Below are 15721 nucleotides of genomic sequence, written 5' to 3' on the forward strand. Positions count from 1 at the left end.
ACATAAATGGAGAGAGATTATGAAAAAAAATATACCTGTAGAAAAAAATAAAGAATACAATTTGGATATAATAAGGACTGGATTTGAAGGTGAAGGAGTAAGCAAAATAGAAGACTTTACTGTATTTATACCAGGAGCACTGGAAGGAGAAAATGCATTAACAAGAATAGTTAAAGTAAATAAAAACTTTGCCTTTGGAAAGATTGTAAAGTTAAATAAAGAATCAGAAAATAGAGTTGATCCAGTATGTCCAATATATAAGCAATGTGGAGGATGTCACGTTCAACATTATAGTTATAAATCTCAATTAGATTTTAAAAAGCAAAGAGTGATAGATTGTCTACAAAGAATTGGTAAGTTGAATATAGATAACATAGAAATAGAAGACACTATTGGTATGGATAAACCATATAGATATAGAAATAAAATTCAAATGCCTGTAAGATTAGAAAAGGGTGAAATAAAAATAGGATTTTATAAACCAAGAACTCATGAGGTAGTGGATGTAAAGGAATGTTTAATACAGGATGATGATTCAGATAAAATTATAAAAATAATAAGAGAATGGATGAAAAAATATAGTATATCTGCGTATAATGAAGAAACAGGTAAGGGCTTAATAAGACATATAATGATTAGAAAAGCTTTTAAAAATAAGGAGCTTATGTTAGTTATTGTAACTAATAAAGGAAGAGAAATACCTTATATAGAAGCACTAATAAATGAAATAGTAAAAGAAATTCCAAATATAAAAAGCATAATACAAAATATAAATTCTAAAAAAACCAATGTAGTATTAGGGGGAAAATGTATTACTTTATGGGGAAAAGATACTATTACTGATTATATAGATAAATTTAAATTTAATATATCACCATTATCTTTTTTTCAGGTAAACCCAATACAAACAGAAGTACTATATAAAAAAGCTTTAGAGTTTGCCAATCTAAAAGGAGAAGAAATAGTATTTGATGCTTATTGTGGAACAGGAACTATATCTTTATTTTTATCACAGATGGCTAAAAAAGTTTATGGAGTAGAAATAATAAAAGAATCTATAGACAATGCAAAGGATAATGCAAAAGAAAATAATCTAGATAATGTAGAGTTTTTGGTAGGAAAATCAGAGGAAGTTATTCCTAATTTAATAAATCAAGGAATAAAAGCAGATGTGGTAGTAGTAGACCCACCAAGAAAAGGATGTGAAAAAAGCTTACTTGAAGCAATAGCAAGCAGTAACCCTAAGAGAATAGTATATGTATCCTGTGATCCAGGAACCTTGGCAAGAGATTTAGGCATATTAAAGGAATTAGGGTATAATACAGAGAAAGTACAGCCTGTAGATATGTTCCCGCAAACAAGTCATGTGGAGAATGTAGTTAGATTAAGTAGCAAAACAATATAGTTATCTAAAGAATCAATGTGAATTTTAAAAAATTATATATTTCTAAGAAAAGTTGAGTTCAAGTTGGAGCTTTGTGACAATAGTAATGGGTTGAAATAAGGATTTGGTTAGGAGTTTTAAAATTTTTTAAGAGGGATAATGAAATATGGATATTAAGGTAAAGTATTCTACTATAATAGTTAAGGATATGAAAGAGTCCATCAAATTTTATACTGAAGTTATGGGATTTAAAATACATAGCAAATACAATCCTCAGCCAGGAATAAATATAACATTAATGAAGGGTGAGGGTGATTCTATGATAGAGCTTATAAAAGATACAATACATCAAGTTGGATTCTATTCTGTGGGAATGGATGTTAAAGATTTAAATTCTACCATAGAAGAGTTCAAAACCAAAAACATTAAAATCATAATGGAACCAGTACCAACAATGGTTGGGAGTTTAGCTTTTATAGAAGACCCAAATGGGGTAAGGATAGCTCTAATTGAACACAAGCAATCTATCTTATAGATAGTTGTATTATTAAGGATAAAATCTAAAATGAAGATATTTCACACTATATGAATTGTTTCAATAGTAGCTCATATATAGTGTGGATATACAACAGAATAAAATTAAATATTAAGGGATACTCTAAAAAAGAGTAGCCCTTTTTAGGGTTGGTTTTTAAGAAATGAGTGTGTATTTTTTGTCGAAAATCAGAAAAATATAACACAAACAAAGTTATTATATTGTCAAACATCTCTTTTTTTTACATAAGTTCAACTTTTGTTTTAATTTAAAACAAAAATTGAACTTAAATGAAATTGAAATCGATAAACTTTTAAAATAGAATAAATATTAAGGAGGAGATGAAAAATAGAATCCAATGACAACATTATAACTAATCTTAATAAGAAAGCGGGATTATTATAAATGGATAAAGAAATTGTATCAATTCTTCAGATTTTATTAAATAGTACATTGATTACCACAAAAGGACTGCAAGAAGAAACTAATTCTTCAAAAAGACAAATTACTTACAGATTAAATAAAATCAACGATATGCTTAAAATAAAAAAAGCATCACCCATATTTTTAGGAAGTAGTAAAGATATTATTGTTCAAAAAGATACAAAGGATGCAATTAAAGAAATCCTGGGAAAGAACTATAGTAAAAATACGTACTACTTTAGCAGAACAGAACGACTCTTATATATGTATTTAATGCTTTTTATTAACATGGATGATATTTCAATTAATCATTTTATAGATTCTCTAAAGGTAAGTAGATCAACTGTTAATCTTGATTTTAAAGATTTGATACCTAATCTTGAGAAAAAAGGCATTAAAATTAAGAATAATCGTACAAATGGATTTTATTTAGTTGGATCTGAGATGGAAATTAGAAGAGTACTCATTAAAAATATTATAGAGACACTCTCTAATGAAAAAAGTTCAAGAGTATTTGATATTTTTATTGAAGAGTATAAATTGGACAGCTTTAAAAAAGCTGAAAAAATTATATCAAAACTTGTAAAAAAACATGAGATTACATTTGTTGAAGACAGATTAATAGAATTTATTTATATATTCATTTTTTTAAAAGCTAGAATGATTTCAAAGAAAATAATTACTTCAGGAAATATAGACATCCCAAATATTGAAGTCATGAACTCCATGAAAGAATATAAATTTGCTGAAGAATTACTAGAAGTATATGATAGCAAAGATAAGATAAAATCTCATGATGTAACGTATATTAGTGCTTGGATCTTAGGTATATCAGTAGGAAATTATGAAGAAGATACAAAAGATCGAGTTGTAATTTCAGAAATTGTAAACAAAATTATGACAAAGTTTGTATATTTCAGTGGAGTTTATTATATAAGTCAAGAAAAAATATTTAAACAACTATATTCTCATTTTAGACCAGCTTATTACAGACTTTTATTTAAATTACCTGTTTATAATCCACTTTGTAAAAAAGTAAAAGAAGAATACAGATTAGTATATAGAATTGTAAGCAATGCAATGAAAGAATTCTGCGGTATATTTGAGGAAGAAATTCAAGAAGAGGAATTAGCATACTTAACAATGCATTTTGCAGCTATTTTCTCAAATAGAAAAGGATTTGATATTCTTAAAAAAAGAACAGCGCTAATAGTTTGTTCAAATGGTGTGGGTAGTTCAGCTATTTTATACGCAGAGCTTACAAATTTATTTCCAGAACTGTATTTTTTACCACCATTAGAATCTTCTAAGCTAAAAAATTTCGTTGGATCTGTAGATATTGTGTTTACTACTAATTATACAGCAGAAAACTTAGAAATAGATGTACCGATAATTAAAGTTAGTCCTGTTATGACTAAAAAAGAAAAGTATAAGATTACACGTGAAGTGTACATCCAATTGGGTGATATTTTTTTAAGGCAACCCAAGATAGATGAGGTTATGGCTATAATAAAAAAATATGCAAAAATAACTTCGGAAGGTATGCTTTCAAATGAATTATTATCCTATTTTACACAAATAGAGAGTTTTACGGATAAAGGGGAGGAAGGACTTATGCTAAGTGATCTTACAAATGAAACACTAGTAAAACTAAATGTAGCAGCTAAAAATGCTGAGGATGCCATAAGGCAGTCTGCATCAGCTTTGGTTGAAAATGGTAAAGTTACAGAAGAGTATGTAGATGCCATGGTTAACACAGCAAAAAAATCTGGTGCCTATATTGTAATTACAAAACATGTGGCACTACCACACGCAAGACCAGAGGCAGGAACAAAGGAAATTGCAATTGGAATCGCAACCTTAGAAAATCCTATTGAGTTTGGTAATAAAGATAATGACCCAGTAAAATATGTTTTCTGTTTAAGTGCAGTAGACAATGACAGTCATTTGCGCGCTATGTCTGAACTTGTTGAATTATTGGAAATGGATGAGTTCTTTAGAACTTTAGATAACGCAAAGGATGGTAAGGAAGTTATTGATTTTATAAAATCACATGAATTATAAAAGGAGGATTTAGTTATGTATAAAATTTTAGTTGCATGTAGAGCAGGGGTTGGATCAAGTTTGATGTTGAAAATCAAAACTCAACAAGTTATTAAGGAAAATAATTTTCCAATCGAAGTTGAGCATGGTTCATTAGATGCATTAAATGGATTTAATGGAGATGCTATAGAAACATTAATTGATGTTGCTGAAGAATTGAAAAACAAAAATTACAAAATTGATATTATTGGTATTCATAATATTGTTGATCGTAATGAAATTAAAACAGCATTAGAACAATTTCTTGCTTCAAAAGAGAAATAAATCCTGATGAATAAATCTTAAGAGTACTATAATAAATTTAAGGAGAAATATGTATGAATTTTATTATAAGTTTATTGAGTACACCTGCTGTTTTGCTTGGTGTAGTTGCGTTAATAGGTTTAATTCTTCAAAAGAAATCAGCTACTGAAGTATTTACTGGTGCTTCAAAAACCCTTATAGGTTTCTTAGTATTTGGAATTGGTGCTTCTGCCATGACTGGAGCATTACAAAACTTTAATAAACTATTCCAGTATGGTTTCGGTATTACAGGTGTTATTGCTTCACCTGAAGCTGCTACAGCACTTGCACAAAACACATATGGTTTCGCAGTTTCATTAACGTTGATTCTTGGATTCATACTGAACTTAGTCTTTGCACGTATTACAAGATTCAAGAACATCTTTTTTACAACAGGTCATAGTTTGTTCTTTTCTTGTGTATTAGTATTGATTATGCAAGCACATGGATTCAATAATACAGTTACAATTTTAGTTGGTGGTACTATCTTAGGTTTTATGTCCGCTGCATTACCTCAATTCTGTCAGCCATTTATGCGTGATATAACAGGTGGAGATGAACAAGCAATTGGACATTTTAATATGATTGGTTATGGACTATCAGGTTATATTGGTCGTTTATTCTCAAAATATAAAGATGAAACAACAGAATCTATTAAATTCCCTAAATGGTTATCAATATTCAGAGATTTCTTAATGGGTCTGTCAATAGTTATGATAATCTTATTCTATGTTGCAACATTAAAAGCTGGTCAAGAATTTACTCAGAAAATTGCTGGTTCACAGCACTGGTTGGTGTTCCCTCTTGTACAAGCATTCACATTTGTAGCAGGTATGTCAATATTGATGACAGGTGTTCGTATGTTCTTGGCTGAAATCACAGCTGCATTCGTTGTTATTTCAGAAAAATATATTCCAGGATCACGTCCTGCATTAGATGTTCCAACAGTATTCCCATATGCACCAAATGCAGTCATTCTTGGATTTATCTCAGCATATACTGCTGGACTATTATCAATCGTTGTTATGGTATCATTCCCTAGCGTGTTCCCTGTAGTTATTATTCCAGCTGCTCATATTTGTTTCTTCTCAGGGGGTACAGCTGCTGTATTCGGTAACTCATCAGGGGGATGGAGAGGGGCTATCCTTGGATCTTTTGTTGTAGGCTTATTACTTGCATTCTTGCCAACGATCCTATACCCAGTTTATGGAACACTTGGGGTTAAAGGTGCAACATTCCCTAATATTGATTATAACGTAGTGGGAACTATATTGCATAAGATTTTACAATTGATAAAACCTATCTAAGCTATATTAATCTTATGGTGCTGTGGTATTAAGAATAAATTTTACAATATATAGTTTTAATTTTGAACTTACAAAACTTATATATTTTTATTAAATTTTTAATAGCACAGCCTCTATTTAAAGGAGGACAAATTATGATTGAAAAGATATTACCTAAATTTTTGGGTATTCTATCCAGTGAAATATCAACATTTATTACTTCGATTGATGAAGAGGCTATTAATGAAGCACGTGATTTAATTCTTAAAGCAGAAAAAAGTCACGGCCGTGTACATGTGACTGGTATTGGAAAACCTAGTTATGTTGCTGGATATATAGCATCTCTATTATCCTCAACTGGTACTCCTACTTATGAACTTCACGGAACTGAAGCTGTCCATGGATCATCTGGGCAAGTTGTACCTGGTGACGTAGTTATAGCTATTTCTAATAGTGGAGAAACAGAAGAATTAAAAGCTACAGTTGAAACACTAAAGAGGAATGGTGCTAAAATTATTTCTGTTACTGGTAATAAAGAATCTTGGCTTGCAAAGAAAGGTGATGTTGCTTTATTAGCAGGAATTAATTTAGAAGGAGATAAATTAAATAAACCTCCTCGTGCATCAATTGTAGCTGAAATTATTGTTTTACAAAGTTTAAGTATACTACTTCAAGATGAAAAAGATCTAACTCCTGAAAAATATGTTAAATGGCATCCAGGTGGATCTTTAGGAAAATCAATCAAAGGAGTTTAGTAAAAGGAGGTCTATATAATGGAAATTAAAGGTATCATTGCTGCAATGGTTACACCTTTTGATGAAAATCATAAGATAAATGAGACAGCAACAAAACAATTAATTAATAAACTTATAAATTCTGGTGTAAGCGGAATATTCATACTTGGAACAAATGGTGAATTCCACGTATTAGACCAGGAAGAAAAGATTAATTTTGCTAAACTTGTTATTGATGAAGTAGCAAAAAGAGTTCCAGTCTATGTGGGTACTGGTGGAAATAGTACAAGAGAAGTTATTTCTCTTTCTAAAAAAATGGAGGAGCTTGGTGCAGACGCATTATCTGTAATAACTCCTTATTTTGTACCACCTACTCAAAATGAGCTTATAGGTCATTATAAAGCAGTAGCGAAATCTATTAAAACACCAATAGTTTTATATAATATTCCTAAAAATACTGGTATAAACATTGATGCAGATACAGTTAAAGAACTTGCAAAGGTTAAAAATATCATTGGTATTAAAGATAGTAGTGGAAAACTTGAAAATATTGAGAGTTATATAGAAGCTTCAAAAGGACAGGATTTTTCAGTGTTATCAGGTTCTGATTCCTTAATCCTAAAAGCTTTAAAGGTAGGGGCTACAGGGGCAATAGCAGCTACAGCTAATCTTATCGCTGATTTAGATGTGTCAATATATGAAAATTATATCAAAGGAGATATTGCATCTGCTGAGAAAGCTCAAGAAAATATTGAAAATTTAAGAGCGGTATTAAAACTTGGAACTGTTCCATCAGTATTAAAAAAATCTGTTGAATTAGCGGGTATTCCTGTTGGTTCCGCTAGACCTCCAGTTAGTGAGGCAAGCGAAGAAGCTATAGATAAAATTAAAGAAATGCTTAAATACTATAATATTTAATATTGGAGATAAATTATGCTTAAACCAGATGTTGAAAAAAGAATAATAGATACTGGGGCTATGGCAATTGTTAGAACGGAAAATATTGAAAGAGGAATAGAAATTGCTAAGGGATGCTTAGAAGGTGGAGTAGACGTACTAGAAATAAGCTATACTCTTCCAAATGCTGGAGAAGTAATAAAGGCTCTCAATGATGAATTTAAAGAAAAGTTATTAGTGGGGGCAGGTACTGTATTAGATGGTGAAACGGCAAGATTGGCTATTCTTGCTGGTGCAAAATTTATTATAGCGCCAAACTTAAGTAAAGAAGTTGCTGTAGTGTGCAATAGATATAGAATTCCATATGCACCTGGATGTACTACTTTTACTGAAATGGTTCAAGCTTTAGAGTTAGGAGCATCTTTTGTTAAGGCATTTCCTATATCTAATTTTTATGGACCATCTTTAGTATCAGTTATAAAGACACCGCTCCCTTATATGCCTATATTGGCTTCTGGGGGAGTAACTTTAGATAATCTAGGAGAATGGATTAAAAATGGTGTTGATTCAGTTGGAATAGGCGGACTTTTAACTAAAGGATCAAAAGATAATATTGCAGAAAATGCAAAAAAAATTCGTGAAATCATTAAAAATACAAGATAAATTTAAAGTTAGGAGCCGCTTAAATTTTAAGTGGCTCTTAAAAATATAGGAGGGAATATCAATTTGAATACAAAAATGTTAAAAGAAATTGCAACTAATATAAGAATAGATATTATAGAAATGCTAGCAGTAGCGAAATCAGGACATCCAGGTGGATCATTATCAATAGCAGATATTCTAACAGTATTGTACTTTGAAGAAATGAACATAAAGGTAGAAGAACCTAAGTGGGAAGATAGAGATAGACTTGTATTATCAAAAGGACATGCAGCACCAGCTCTTTACGCAGCTTTAGCAGAAAGAGGGTATTTTCCAAAAGAAGAACTTAAATCATTAAGAAAATTTAAATCAATACTTCAAGGACATCCAGACATGAAAAAAACTCCAGGAGTAGATATGTCTACAGGTTCATTAGGACAAGGATTATCAGCAGCTAATGGAATAGCTTTAGCAGGAAAATTAGATAATAAATCTTATAGAGTATATACAATAATAGGAGATGGAGAGCTTCAAGAAGGACAAATATGGGAAGCAGCTATGAGCACAGCTCATTATAAATTGGACAACGTAGTAGCATTTGTAGATTTGAATGGGTTACAAATAGATGGATCAAACGAAGAAGTTATGAGGGTAAGTCCAGTAGATAAGAAGTTTGAAGCTTTTGGATGGAATGTACTAGTTATAAACGGACATAATTTAGAAGAAATAAAAGATGCTTTAACTAAAGCTAAAGAAGTTAAAGGAAGACCAACCGCAATAATAGCTAACACAGTAAAAGGAAAAGGAGTTTCTTTTATGGAAAATCAAGCCTCCTGGCATGGAACGGCACCAAATGAAGAGGAAAAAGTTAAAGCTCTAAGTGAATTAAAAGGAGGAGAAGAATAATGAATATAGCAACAAGAGAAGCTTATGGAGAAGCATTAAAAGAATTAGCATCAAATGAAAAGGTAGTAGTATTAGATGCAGACCTAGCAAAAGCAACTAAGAGTATAGAATTTAAAAAAGTAGCACCAGAAAGATTCTTTGATATGGGAATAGCAGAAGGAGATATGATGGGAACAGCAGCAGGATTAGCCACATGTGGAAAGATACCATTTGCAACAACTTTTGCAATGTTTGCAGCTGGAAGAGCTTTTGAACAAATAAGAAATTCAGTAGCTTATCCAAAGTTAAATGTAAAAATAGCGGTAACTCACGCAGGGGTAACAGTAGGAGAGGATGGAGGAAGCCATCAAGCTATAGAAGATATATCTTTAATGAGAGGTATACCAAATATGGTGGTTATAAATCCATCAGATGCAGTAGAAGCAAAAAAGGTAGTATTTGCAGCGGCTGAATATTATGGACCAGTGTATATAAGATTGGGAAGAGCAGCAACACCTGTAATTCATGATGAAAGCTATGAATTCAAAATAGGAAAAGGTGAAGTCTTAAGAAAAGGAAAAGATGTAGTTATAGTTGCAACAGGAATAATGGTAGCTAAAGCTTTAGAAGCAGCAGAAACTTTAAGCAAAGAAAACATAGAAGCAACAGTAGTAAATATACCAACTATAAAACCATTAGATAATGAACTTATAGTAAGTTTAGCTAAAAATATAGGTAAAATAGTTACAGCTGAAGAACACAGCATAATAGGGGGGCTAGGTTCAGCAGTAGCAGAACTACTAGCAGAGGAATGTTCAGCTAAACTTAAGAGAATAGGACTTAAGGATGTATTTGGACAATCAGGAACTCCAGATGCTTTATTACAACATTATGGATTAACTGCAAAAGATATAGTTGAAACAGCTAAAGCACTTTAGAAGTAATTACTAAAGGGGGAATAGCTATGAGTACAAATTTATGTAATATAGAAAATGATATAAAACTTAAATTAAAAAAGCTTAAAAATGGCACAGATATAAGGGGGATAGCAATAGAAACTAAAGAGCACAAAGAATCTTTAACTCCTGAAATTATATCATTAATTGGACGTGGTTTTTCAAAATGGTTAAAAAATATAACTACTAGTAGAACTAATCTAAAAGTAGCTATAGGTATGGATTCAAGATTATCAGGACCTAACCTAAAAGATTCCTTAATAGAAGCTTTAACTACAGATGGAATAAATATATATGATTGTGGAATTTCAACAACTCCATCCATGTTTATGACTACAGTTTTAGAAGATTACAAATGTGATGGAGCCATAATGATTACAGCAAGCCATCTTCCTTACTATTACAATGGACTTAAATTTTTTACTCCTGTTGGAGGATGTGAAAAAGAAGATATTGATGAAATATTAAACTTAGCCAATACACAGGAAAAAAGTTCATTAGAATTTGAAAAAGGAGAAGTTAAAAAAGTTAATTTAATTGAAGATTATTCTAAGATATTAGTTTATAAAGTAAGAAATTCTGTAAACACTGAAAAGCCATTAGAAGGAAGTAAAATAATAGTAGATGCAGGAAATGGAGCAGGTGGCTTTTTTGCATATAAAGTATTAAAGGAACTTGGGGCAGACACTGAAGGCAGTCAATATCTAGAACCTGATGGAACATTTCCTAATCATATACCTAATCCAGAAAATAAAGAAGCTATGGAGTCTATAAAAAATGCAGTACTAAATTCAAAAGCAGATTTAGGAATAATCTTTGACACTGATGTGGATAGAGCTGCAATAGTTTCTAAAACAGGGGAACAAATAAACAAAAATTCTCTTATAGCTCTAATGTCTTCCATAGTTCTAAAGGAAAATCAGGGAGCAACTATAGTTACAGACTCTATAACATCTACAGGTTTAGGAGAATTTATAACTAATTTAGGAGGCGTTCACCATAGATTTAAAAGAGGATATAAAAATGTCATAAATGAAGCTAAAAAATTAAATGAAGAAGGTATTTCGTCTCCTCTTGCAATAGAAACCTCGGGACACGCAGCTTTAAGGGAAAACTACTTTTTAGATGATGGAGCTTATCTTATAGTGAAAATACTTATAGAAATGTCAAAACTAAAAAAAGATCATAAGGATATAGCCTACTTGATAAAGAACTTAAATCATCCCCTAGAAAGTGAAGAAAAAAGGATTAAAATCAAGTGTGACGATTTTAATACTTATGGAGGGTCTGTCATAGAAGACTTAAGAGGATATGTTTCTAATATTAAAGGATGGAGTATAGAGCCTAAAAATTATGAGGGTATAAAAATAAATTGTGATAAAGAAAAAGGCTGGTTCTTACTTAGGGTATCTCTTCATGAGCCTTTACTTGTTTTAAATATTGAAAGTCATGTTAAAGATGGAGTGAAAAATATTTTTTCACATATTGAGATCTTCATAAATAATTACAATAAGTTAGTACTATAAATCTTAAAAGGTTGGAGGCACTGAAAGTGCTTCCAGTCTTTATTTTATAATTTAAATATATTATTTGTTGGATGAAAAGACATAATGTCCCATTGTGAAAAGAACGCAAAACCCTTAGAAGGATTCTTTGGAAATAGTTATAGATAAAAAATCTGTTATTAATATTTGTAATTTCTCTCAGCGGCTTCTGCAATTGCTTTGGTCTCATGAATAGTACCACGTTCGTGTTCAGGTGGAGCATAGATAGCATATAATTTAAGAGGGGTATTACCTGTGTTAGTTACATTGTGCCATTTCCCCGCAGGAACCATGATGGCAAAATCATCATAAGCTTGTTTTTCATAAGAAAGATTATTTTCACTATCACCCATTTGAACAAGACCTTCGCCTTCTTCAATACGTAAGAATTGATCAACTGTAGGATGAACTTCTAAACCTATGTCATCTCCAACACCGATGCTCATCAAAGTAACTTGCAAATGTTCTCCAGTCCATAAAGCAGTTCTATAATTATTATTCTGGGTAGTAGCTTCTTCAATATTAACTACAAATGGTTCTGGACCATAATCTTTTAATTGTATGAAATTATCATCCATCATTGAGCGTGGGAAATCCACAACTGAATCATATTCTATTGTATCATCAAAAGGAATATATTCATCTGAGAAGTTTGAGTTGTACATTGATGGGTTAACAAAATAAGGATAAGGATATCTATTGTTATACATTGGTACATTGATAAAATAAGGGTATGGATATGTTCCATAAGCATTATACATATTATTCATTCCTTTCATAAGCTTATACCATTACCATATGCTATATAATTAAGAAATGTGTTTTCATTTAAGGTGATAATATAATAATCAAATTAAATGATAGAAAATCATAAATGCTACCAGGGATGTTGAAAATACATAGGAATAAATATATGCTATTTTGGAAGGGGATATTCTATTAGATGTAGAAATTATAGAAAATAGACGGTTTTACATAACTCAATAAAGTAAAAATATAATTTTTAGGGGGAACAAATATGAATTTTTGTTGGGCAACACTAAATGTAGCAAATCTAGAAAACTCTTTGAAATTTTATCATAATATATTAGGTTTACCAATTAGTAGCAGACATGGTGGTAATGGAATAGAGCTTGCTATGTTAGGAGAAGAGCATAAGCCTAAGATTGAATTGTTATGTAGTTCCAAGGTAATTGATATACAGTCAGGATTTGGTATTTCCATAGGCATTGAAGTGGATTCGTTAGAAGAAACTATAGAATATTTAAACAGTAAAGGAATTTCTATTATTAGAGGACCTATATCTCCTAATGTGTACACTAGTTTTATTTTTGTTAGTGATCCAGATGGTTATGAAGTTCAATTGGTGGAAAATAAGCAAGTATAATAAAATCAAATTATAGCCTCTCTTGATAAGAAAAGTCAAGAGAGGCTATTATGTGTTTTTACGTTAGGATAATTCAAAATAATTGTAAATATATAAATGTTAATGCTTATTTTTACAGCTATTTTTTATGTTTACATAAAGATTTTAAATTATATGATTATTATCTAATAAAACTTGTATAGATTTTATCCTTTTTAACAGGTGGTTGTATTTTTTCTTTCCCAGCTTCAACAAGTTTCATAAGCCATGCCATGTTTTCACCTAAAATTGTAAGTGCTTGAACTCCTTCAGCATCCTGAGTAGCTTCACCTGGAGCTGTGCCATGTATAACATTCCAATAGTTAGTTGTTGGAATCATCATTTCAGAAAATTGTAAATAATGGTTTAATCCATTAAAAGTAGCTACTCCACCAGAACGACGTACTGCTACAACAGCGGCTCCTACTTTATGGCGTAAGAAGTTACCATTTGAGCTATTAACATAAAATAGTCTGTCTAAGAAAGATTTCATCGTACCATTTATTCCAGAAAAATGGACAGGAGCACCAATTAAAAGGCCATCTGCTTCTTTAATTTTTTGAAGTATATTATTTACTTCATCTTTTATTATACATTGTTCGTTCTGATTTTCAGAACATTTACCACAGGCCAAACATCCACGTATGACTTTGTTGCCTATGTGAATTATTTCTACCTCAATATTTTGTTTGCGTAGTTCATTGGAAACTATTTCAAGACTGTGATAAGTGTTGCCTTTTCCATTTGGGCTGCCGTTAATTGCGATTACTTTCATAATTTATCATCCTTTCGATTTAATGTTTATAACTTATTAGCATTGTACAAGTTAATAGATAAAGGTTCAACTAAAAGTGTTTCTATAGACTTATCAAATGTGATAAAATGATTTGTTTTCATGTGTTTATCTAAAGCATCTTTAGATTCCCATTCTTCTACAAAAGTGTATCTACAACAGTTCTTTGTGTCAGCTAGTAAAGTATAAGAAATATTACCTTCTTCCTTACGAGTTTCATCTATACAGTTTTTTGAAATTGAAAGGAATTTTGATGAATTTCCTTGTTTCAAAACAACGTGTGCTATTACTAAAATCATTATTATTTCCTCCTAATATTATAATATTAATAAGCAATTAGATTTTTCTATGCAATAACATACATTACATAATATATATTCACTAAAATTACTGTTTTAGAAATTTCTTGATTATCCTTTTTGCTTATACTATAATTGTATCTATAATTTTCGATATATCAAGTACGCACTAAAAAGTGCAATACTATCTAAAAAGTATGATACTATCTAAAAAGTATGATACTATCTAAAAAGATACTGAGGTGTTAATTATGAATAAAAGAGAAGGTTGTTGTCCAGTTAGTGTAACAGTAAATTTGATCGGTGGGAAATGGAAAGCGGTTATACTGTGGCATTTGATGGAACAATCTGTTTTAAGATTTAACGAATTAAGTAAGTATGTAAAGCAAGCAACCCCTAAAATGCTTACACAACAGCTGAGAGAATTAGAAAGAGATGGTCTTATTAATCGTAAAGTTTATCCAGTTGTACCACCTAAAGTGGAATACAGTCTCACAGATTTTGGTAAAAGTATGGCTCCTATTTTAAAATCTTTGAGTGCTTGGGGAGAAGAATACATGAAAGAACTTCCTTTGACAGATATTTAATATTATATACACTTATTGTTTATAGTACCATATTAGTATTAGGTGCTTTGTTAATAGTTGTATTTAAAAATTTAAAAATAATTAAAAATAACTAGGTATGGATATACTCATACCTAGTTATCATTGAACATACTAAGTTTTAAATTTTATAAATATTAATATAAAATTTAAAAGGACGGTTAGTTCCTATTAAATACTAGTTAGTTATCAATTGTTATACCAGCACTTATAAATCCTGTAACTACAGAAGCTAAATCTATACCAAGTGTATCTGAGAAAGCAACTAACAATAACTTCTGCTGAGCTAATACTGGAATATTTTGAGCACTAAGGCCAGTTGCAACGTCTCCGATGCTAATTACTGGACCTAAATTTGGAGTTAATGCTAAAGGAGTCCCTACAGGATTAAAGGTGTTACTAGCTGCATCTGCTAAATATAGTTGTAAGTTTACTTCTACTGCACTCAATAGAGTTACTGCAGCAACTGTACTAAAGAATCCAGCCAAAGATGTTATAGTACCGGCACGAGGTACAACAAATGCATAGTCTCCAAGACCAACACCTAAATTTATAGGACCTGCAGAAACACCAACGCCAGCAAGAGATGCTCCGAATCCAATTAGACCGCCCGTATTTGCTAAACCTCCTAAAACAGTTACTAATCCAACAGGGGTTCCAGATGCATAAGGTATTATAGCAACTGACCCACCGGTTGCACCAGTAGCACCAGTAGGGCCGATAAGACCGGTAACACCAGCAGGACCGGTAGCACCAGTAGAACCTGTTACACCAATAGGGCCAGTAGGTCCGGTAGCACCTCTAGGACCATTGTCACCAGCAGGTCCAGTAGGACCGATAGGACCAGTAGGGCCAGCAGCACCAGTAGTACCTTCAGGGCCAGTAGGACCAATTAAACCTTGAGGTCCAGTAGGACCGATAGGACCAGTAGGGCCAGCGACACCAGTA

At 31.4% G+C, this 15721-nt stretch carries 17 protein-coding genes; 13 read left to right on the forward strand and 4 right to left on the reverse strand.

Annotated elements, in window-relative coordinates:
• Nucleotides 1–19 precede the first annotated feature (19 nt).
• The 11 genes from rlmD (at nucleotide 20) to NGI68_RS07315 (ending at nucleotide 11653) form a co-directional block, all read left to right on the forward strand.
• Nucleotides 20–1405: a 23S rRNA (uracil(1939)-C(5))-methyltransferase RlmD gene (gene rlmD / locus NGI68_RS07265; protein WP_251860813.1), complete on the forward strand. Its 1386-nt coding sequence runs from the start codon at nucleotides 20–22 to the stop codon at nucleotides 1403–1405.
• 145 nt (nucleotides 1406–1550) lie between these two features.
• Nucleotides 1551–1919: a VOC family protein gene (locus NGI68_RS07270; protein WP_251860814.1), complete on the forward strand. Its 369-nt coding sequence runs from the start codon at nucleotides 1551–1553 to the stop codon at nucleotides 1917–1919.
• A 405-nt stretch (nucleotides 1920–2324) separates the two neighbouring features.
• Complete coding sequence (locus NGI68_RS07275) at nucleotides 2325–4406, forward strand: BglG family transcription antiterminator (RefSeq protein WP_251860815.1); 2082 nt, start codon at nucleotides 2325–2327, stop codon at nucleotides 4404–4406.
• 15 nt (nucleotides 4407–4421) lie between these two features.
• Complete coding sequence (locus tag NGI68_RS07280; protein ID WP_251860816.1) at nucleotides 4422–4709, forward strand: PTS sugar transporter subunit IIB; 288 nt, start codon at nucleotides 4422–4424, stop codon at nucleotides 4707–4709.
• Between the two features lie 53 nt (nucleotides 4710–4762).
• The gene (ulaA, locus tag NGI68_RS07285) at nucleotides 4763–6034 is read left to right on the forward strand and encodes a PTS ascorbate transporter subunit IIC (protein ID WP_251860817.1); all 1272 of its coding nucleotides are present in this window, start codon (nucleotides 4763–4765) and stop codon (nucleotides 6032–6034) included.
• A 134-nt stretch (nucleotides 6035–6168) separates the two neighbouring features.
• Nucleotides 6169–6768 carry an SIS domain-containing protein gene (locus NGI68_RS07290; protein WP_251860818.1) on the forward strand — a complete coding sequence of 200 codons (600 nt, stop codon included), beginning with the start codon at nucleotides 6169–6171 and terminating at the stop codon, nucleotides 6766–6768.
• Nucleotides 6769–6786: 18 nt separating this feature from the next.
• A complete protein-coding gene (dapA, locus tag NGI68_RS07295) occupies nucleotides 6787–7665 on the forward strand; it encodes a 4-hydroxy-tetrahydrodipicolinate synthase (RefSeq protein ID WP_251860819.1) in 879 nt (292 codons plus the stop codon).
• 15 nt (nucleotides 7666–7680) lie between these two features.
• On the forward strand, nucleotides 7681–8307 hold the full coding sequence (locus NGI68_RS07300; RefSeq protein ID WP_251860820.1) for a beta/alpha barrel domain-containing protein: 627 nt from the start codon (nucleotides 7681–7683) through the stop codon (nucleotides 8305–8307).
• Nucleotides 8308–8370: 63 nt separating this feature from the next.
• Entirely contained in the window at nucleotides 8371–9192 is an 822-nt protein-coding gene (locus NGI68_RS07305) for a transketolase (protein WP_286010090.1), read from the forward strand.
• Complete coding sequence (locus tag NGI68_RS07310; RefSeq protein ID WP_251860821.1) at nucleotides 9192–10109, forward strand: transketolase family protein; 918 nt, start codon at nucleotides 9192–9194, stop codon at nucleotides 10107–10109. The genes NGI68_RS07305 and NGI68_RS07310 overlap by 1 nt, the downstream gene beginning before the upstream one ends.
• 26 nt (nucleotides 10110–10135) lie before the next feature.
• The gene (locus tag NGI68_RS07315; protein WP_251860822.1) at nucleotides 10136–11653 is read left to right on the forward strand and encodes a phosphohexomutase domain-containing protein; all 1518 of its coding nucleotides are present in this window, start codon (nucleotides 10136–10138) and stop codon (nucleotides 11651–11653) included.
• 158 nt (nucleotides 11654–11811) lie between these two features.
• Here NGI68_RS07315 and NGI68_RS07320 read toward each other — a convergent pair whose 3' ends face one another.
• On the reverse strand, nucleotides 11812–12432 hold the full coding sequence (locus NGI68_RS07320; protein WP_251860836.1) for a cupin domain-containing protein: 621 nt from the start codon (nucleotides 12430–12432) through the stop codon (nucleotides 11812–11814).
• A 257-nt stretch (nucleotides 12433–12689) separates the two neighbouring features.
• Here NGI68_RS07320 and NGI68_RS07325 point away from each other — a divergent pair, with 257 nt between their 5' ends.
• Complete coding sequence (locus NGI68_RS07325; RefSeq protein ID WP_251860823.1) at nucleotides 12690–13058, forward strand: VOC family protein; 369 nt, start codon at nucleotides 12690–12692, stop codon at nucleotides 13056–13058.
• Nucleotides 13059–13218: 160 nt separating this feature from the next.
• Here NGI68_RS07325 and NGI68_RS07330 read toward each other — a convergent pair whose 3' ends face one another.
• Nucleotides 13219–13851, reverse strand: a complete 633-nt coding sequence (locus NGI68_RS07330) for a flavodoxin family protein (protein WP_251860824.1) — start codon at nucleotides 13849–13851, stop codon at nucleotides 13219–13221.
• A 26-nt stretch (nucleotides 13852–13877) separates the two neighbouring features.
• The gene (locus tag NGI68_RS07335; RefSeq protein WP_251860825.1) at nucleotides 13878–14168 is read right to left on the reverse strand and encodes a putative quinol monooxygenase; all 291 of its coding nucleotides are present in this window, start codon (nucleotides 14166–14168) and stop codon (nucleotides 13878–13880) included.
• A gap of 251 nt (nucleotides 14169–14419) precedes the next feature.
• On the opposite strand from NGI68_RS07335, the gene NGI68_RS07340 reads away from it, so the two are divergent.
• Nucleotides 14420–14755, forward strand: a complete 336-nt coding sequence (locus tag NGI68_RS07340; RefSeq protein ID WP_251860826.1) for a winged helix-turn-helix transcriptional regulator — start codon at nucleotides 14420–14422, stop codon at nucleotides 14753–14755.
• 200 nt (nucleotides 14756–14955) lie between these two features.
• Here NGI68_RS07340 and NGI68_RS07345 read toward each other — a convergent pair whose 3' ends face one another.
• Nucleotides 14956–15612, reverse strand: coding sequence for an exosporium glycoprotein BclB-related protein (locus NGI68_RS07345; RefSeq protein ID WP_353505362.1), 657 nt, complete (start codon nucleotides 15610–15612; stop codon nucleotides 14956–14958).
• Nucleotides 15613–15721: the final 109 nt, after the last annotated feature.

The sequence above is a fragment of the Clostridium sp. Marseille-Q2269 genome (genome assembly GCF_943736985.1).
Lineage (GTDB): Bacteria > Bacillota > Clostridia > Clostridiales > Clostridiaceae > Clostridium_F.

Excerpts from the sequence above, each read along its gene's own strand:
- rlmD (WP_251860813.1), top strand. The coding sequence starts at position 20 with ATGAAAAAAAATATACCTGTAGAAAAAAATAAAGAATACAATTTGGAT.
- NGI68_RS07270 (WP_251860814.1), top strand. The coding sequence starts at position 1,551 with ATGGATATTAAGGTAAAGTATTCTACTATAATAGTTAAGGATATGAAA.
- NGI68_RS07275 (WP_251860815.1), top strand. The coding sequence starts at position 2,325 with ATGGATAAAGAAATTGTATCAATTCTTCAGATTTTATTAAATAGTACA.
- NGI68_RS07280 (WP_251860816.1), top strand. The coding sequence starts at position 4,422 with ATGTATAAAATTTTAGTTGCATGTAGAGCAGGGGTTGGATCAAGTTTG.
- ulaA (WP_251860817.1), top strand. The coding sequence starts at position 4,763 with ATGAATTTTATTATAAGTTTATTGAGTACACCTGCTGTTTTGCTTGGT.
- NGI68_RS07290 (WP_251860818.1), top strand. The coding sequence starts at position 6,169 with ATGATTGAAAAGATATTACCTAAATTTTTGGGTATTCTATCCAGTGAA.
- dapA (WP_251860819.1), top strand. The coding sequence starts at position 6,787 with ATGGAAATTAAAGGTATCATTGCTGCAATGGTTACACCTTTTGATGAA.
- NGI68_RS07300 (WP_251860820.1), top strand. The coding sequence starts at position 7,681 with ATGCTTAAACCAGATGTTGAAAAAAGAATAATAGATACTGGGGCTATG.
- NGI68_RS07310 (WP_251860821.1), top strand. The coding sequence starts at position 9,192 with ATGAATATAGCAACAAGAGAAGCTTATGGAGAAGCATTAAAAGAATTA.
- NGI68_RS07315 (WP_251860822.1), top strand. The coding sequence starts at position 10,136 with ATGAGTACAAATTTATGTAATATAGAAAATGATATAAAACTTAAATTA.
- NGI68_RS07320 (WP_251860836.1), bottom strand. The coding sequence starts at position 12,432 with ATGTATAATGCTTATGGAACATATCCATACCCTTATTTTATCAATGTA.
- NGI68_RS07325 (WP_251860823.1), top strand. The coding sequence starts at position 12,690 with ATGAATTTTTGTTGGGCAACACTAAATGTAGCAAATCTAGAAAACTCT.
- NGI68_RS07330 (WP_251860824.1), bottom strand. The coding sequence starts at position 13,851 with ATGAAAGTAATCGCAATTAACGGCAGCCCAAATGGAAAAGGCAACACT.
- NGI68_RS07335 (WP_251860825.1), bottom strand. The coding sequence starts at position 14,168 with ATGATTTTAGTAATAGCACACGTTGTTTTGAAACAAGGAAATTCATCA.
- NGI68_RS07340 (WP_251860826.1), top strand. The coding sequence starts at position 14,420 with ATGAATAAAAGAGAAGGTTGTTGTCCAGTTAGTGTAACAGTAAATTTG.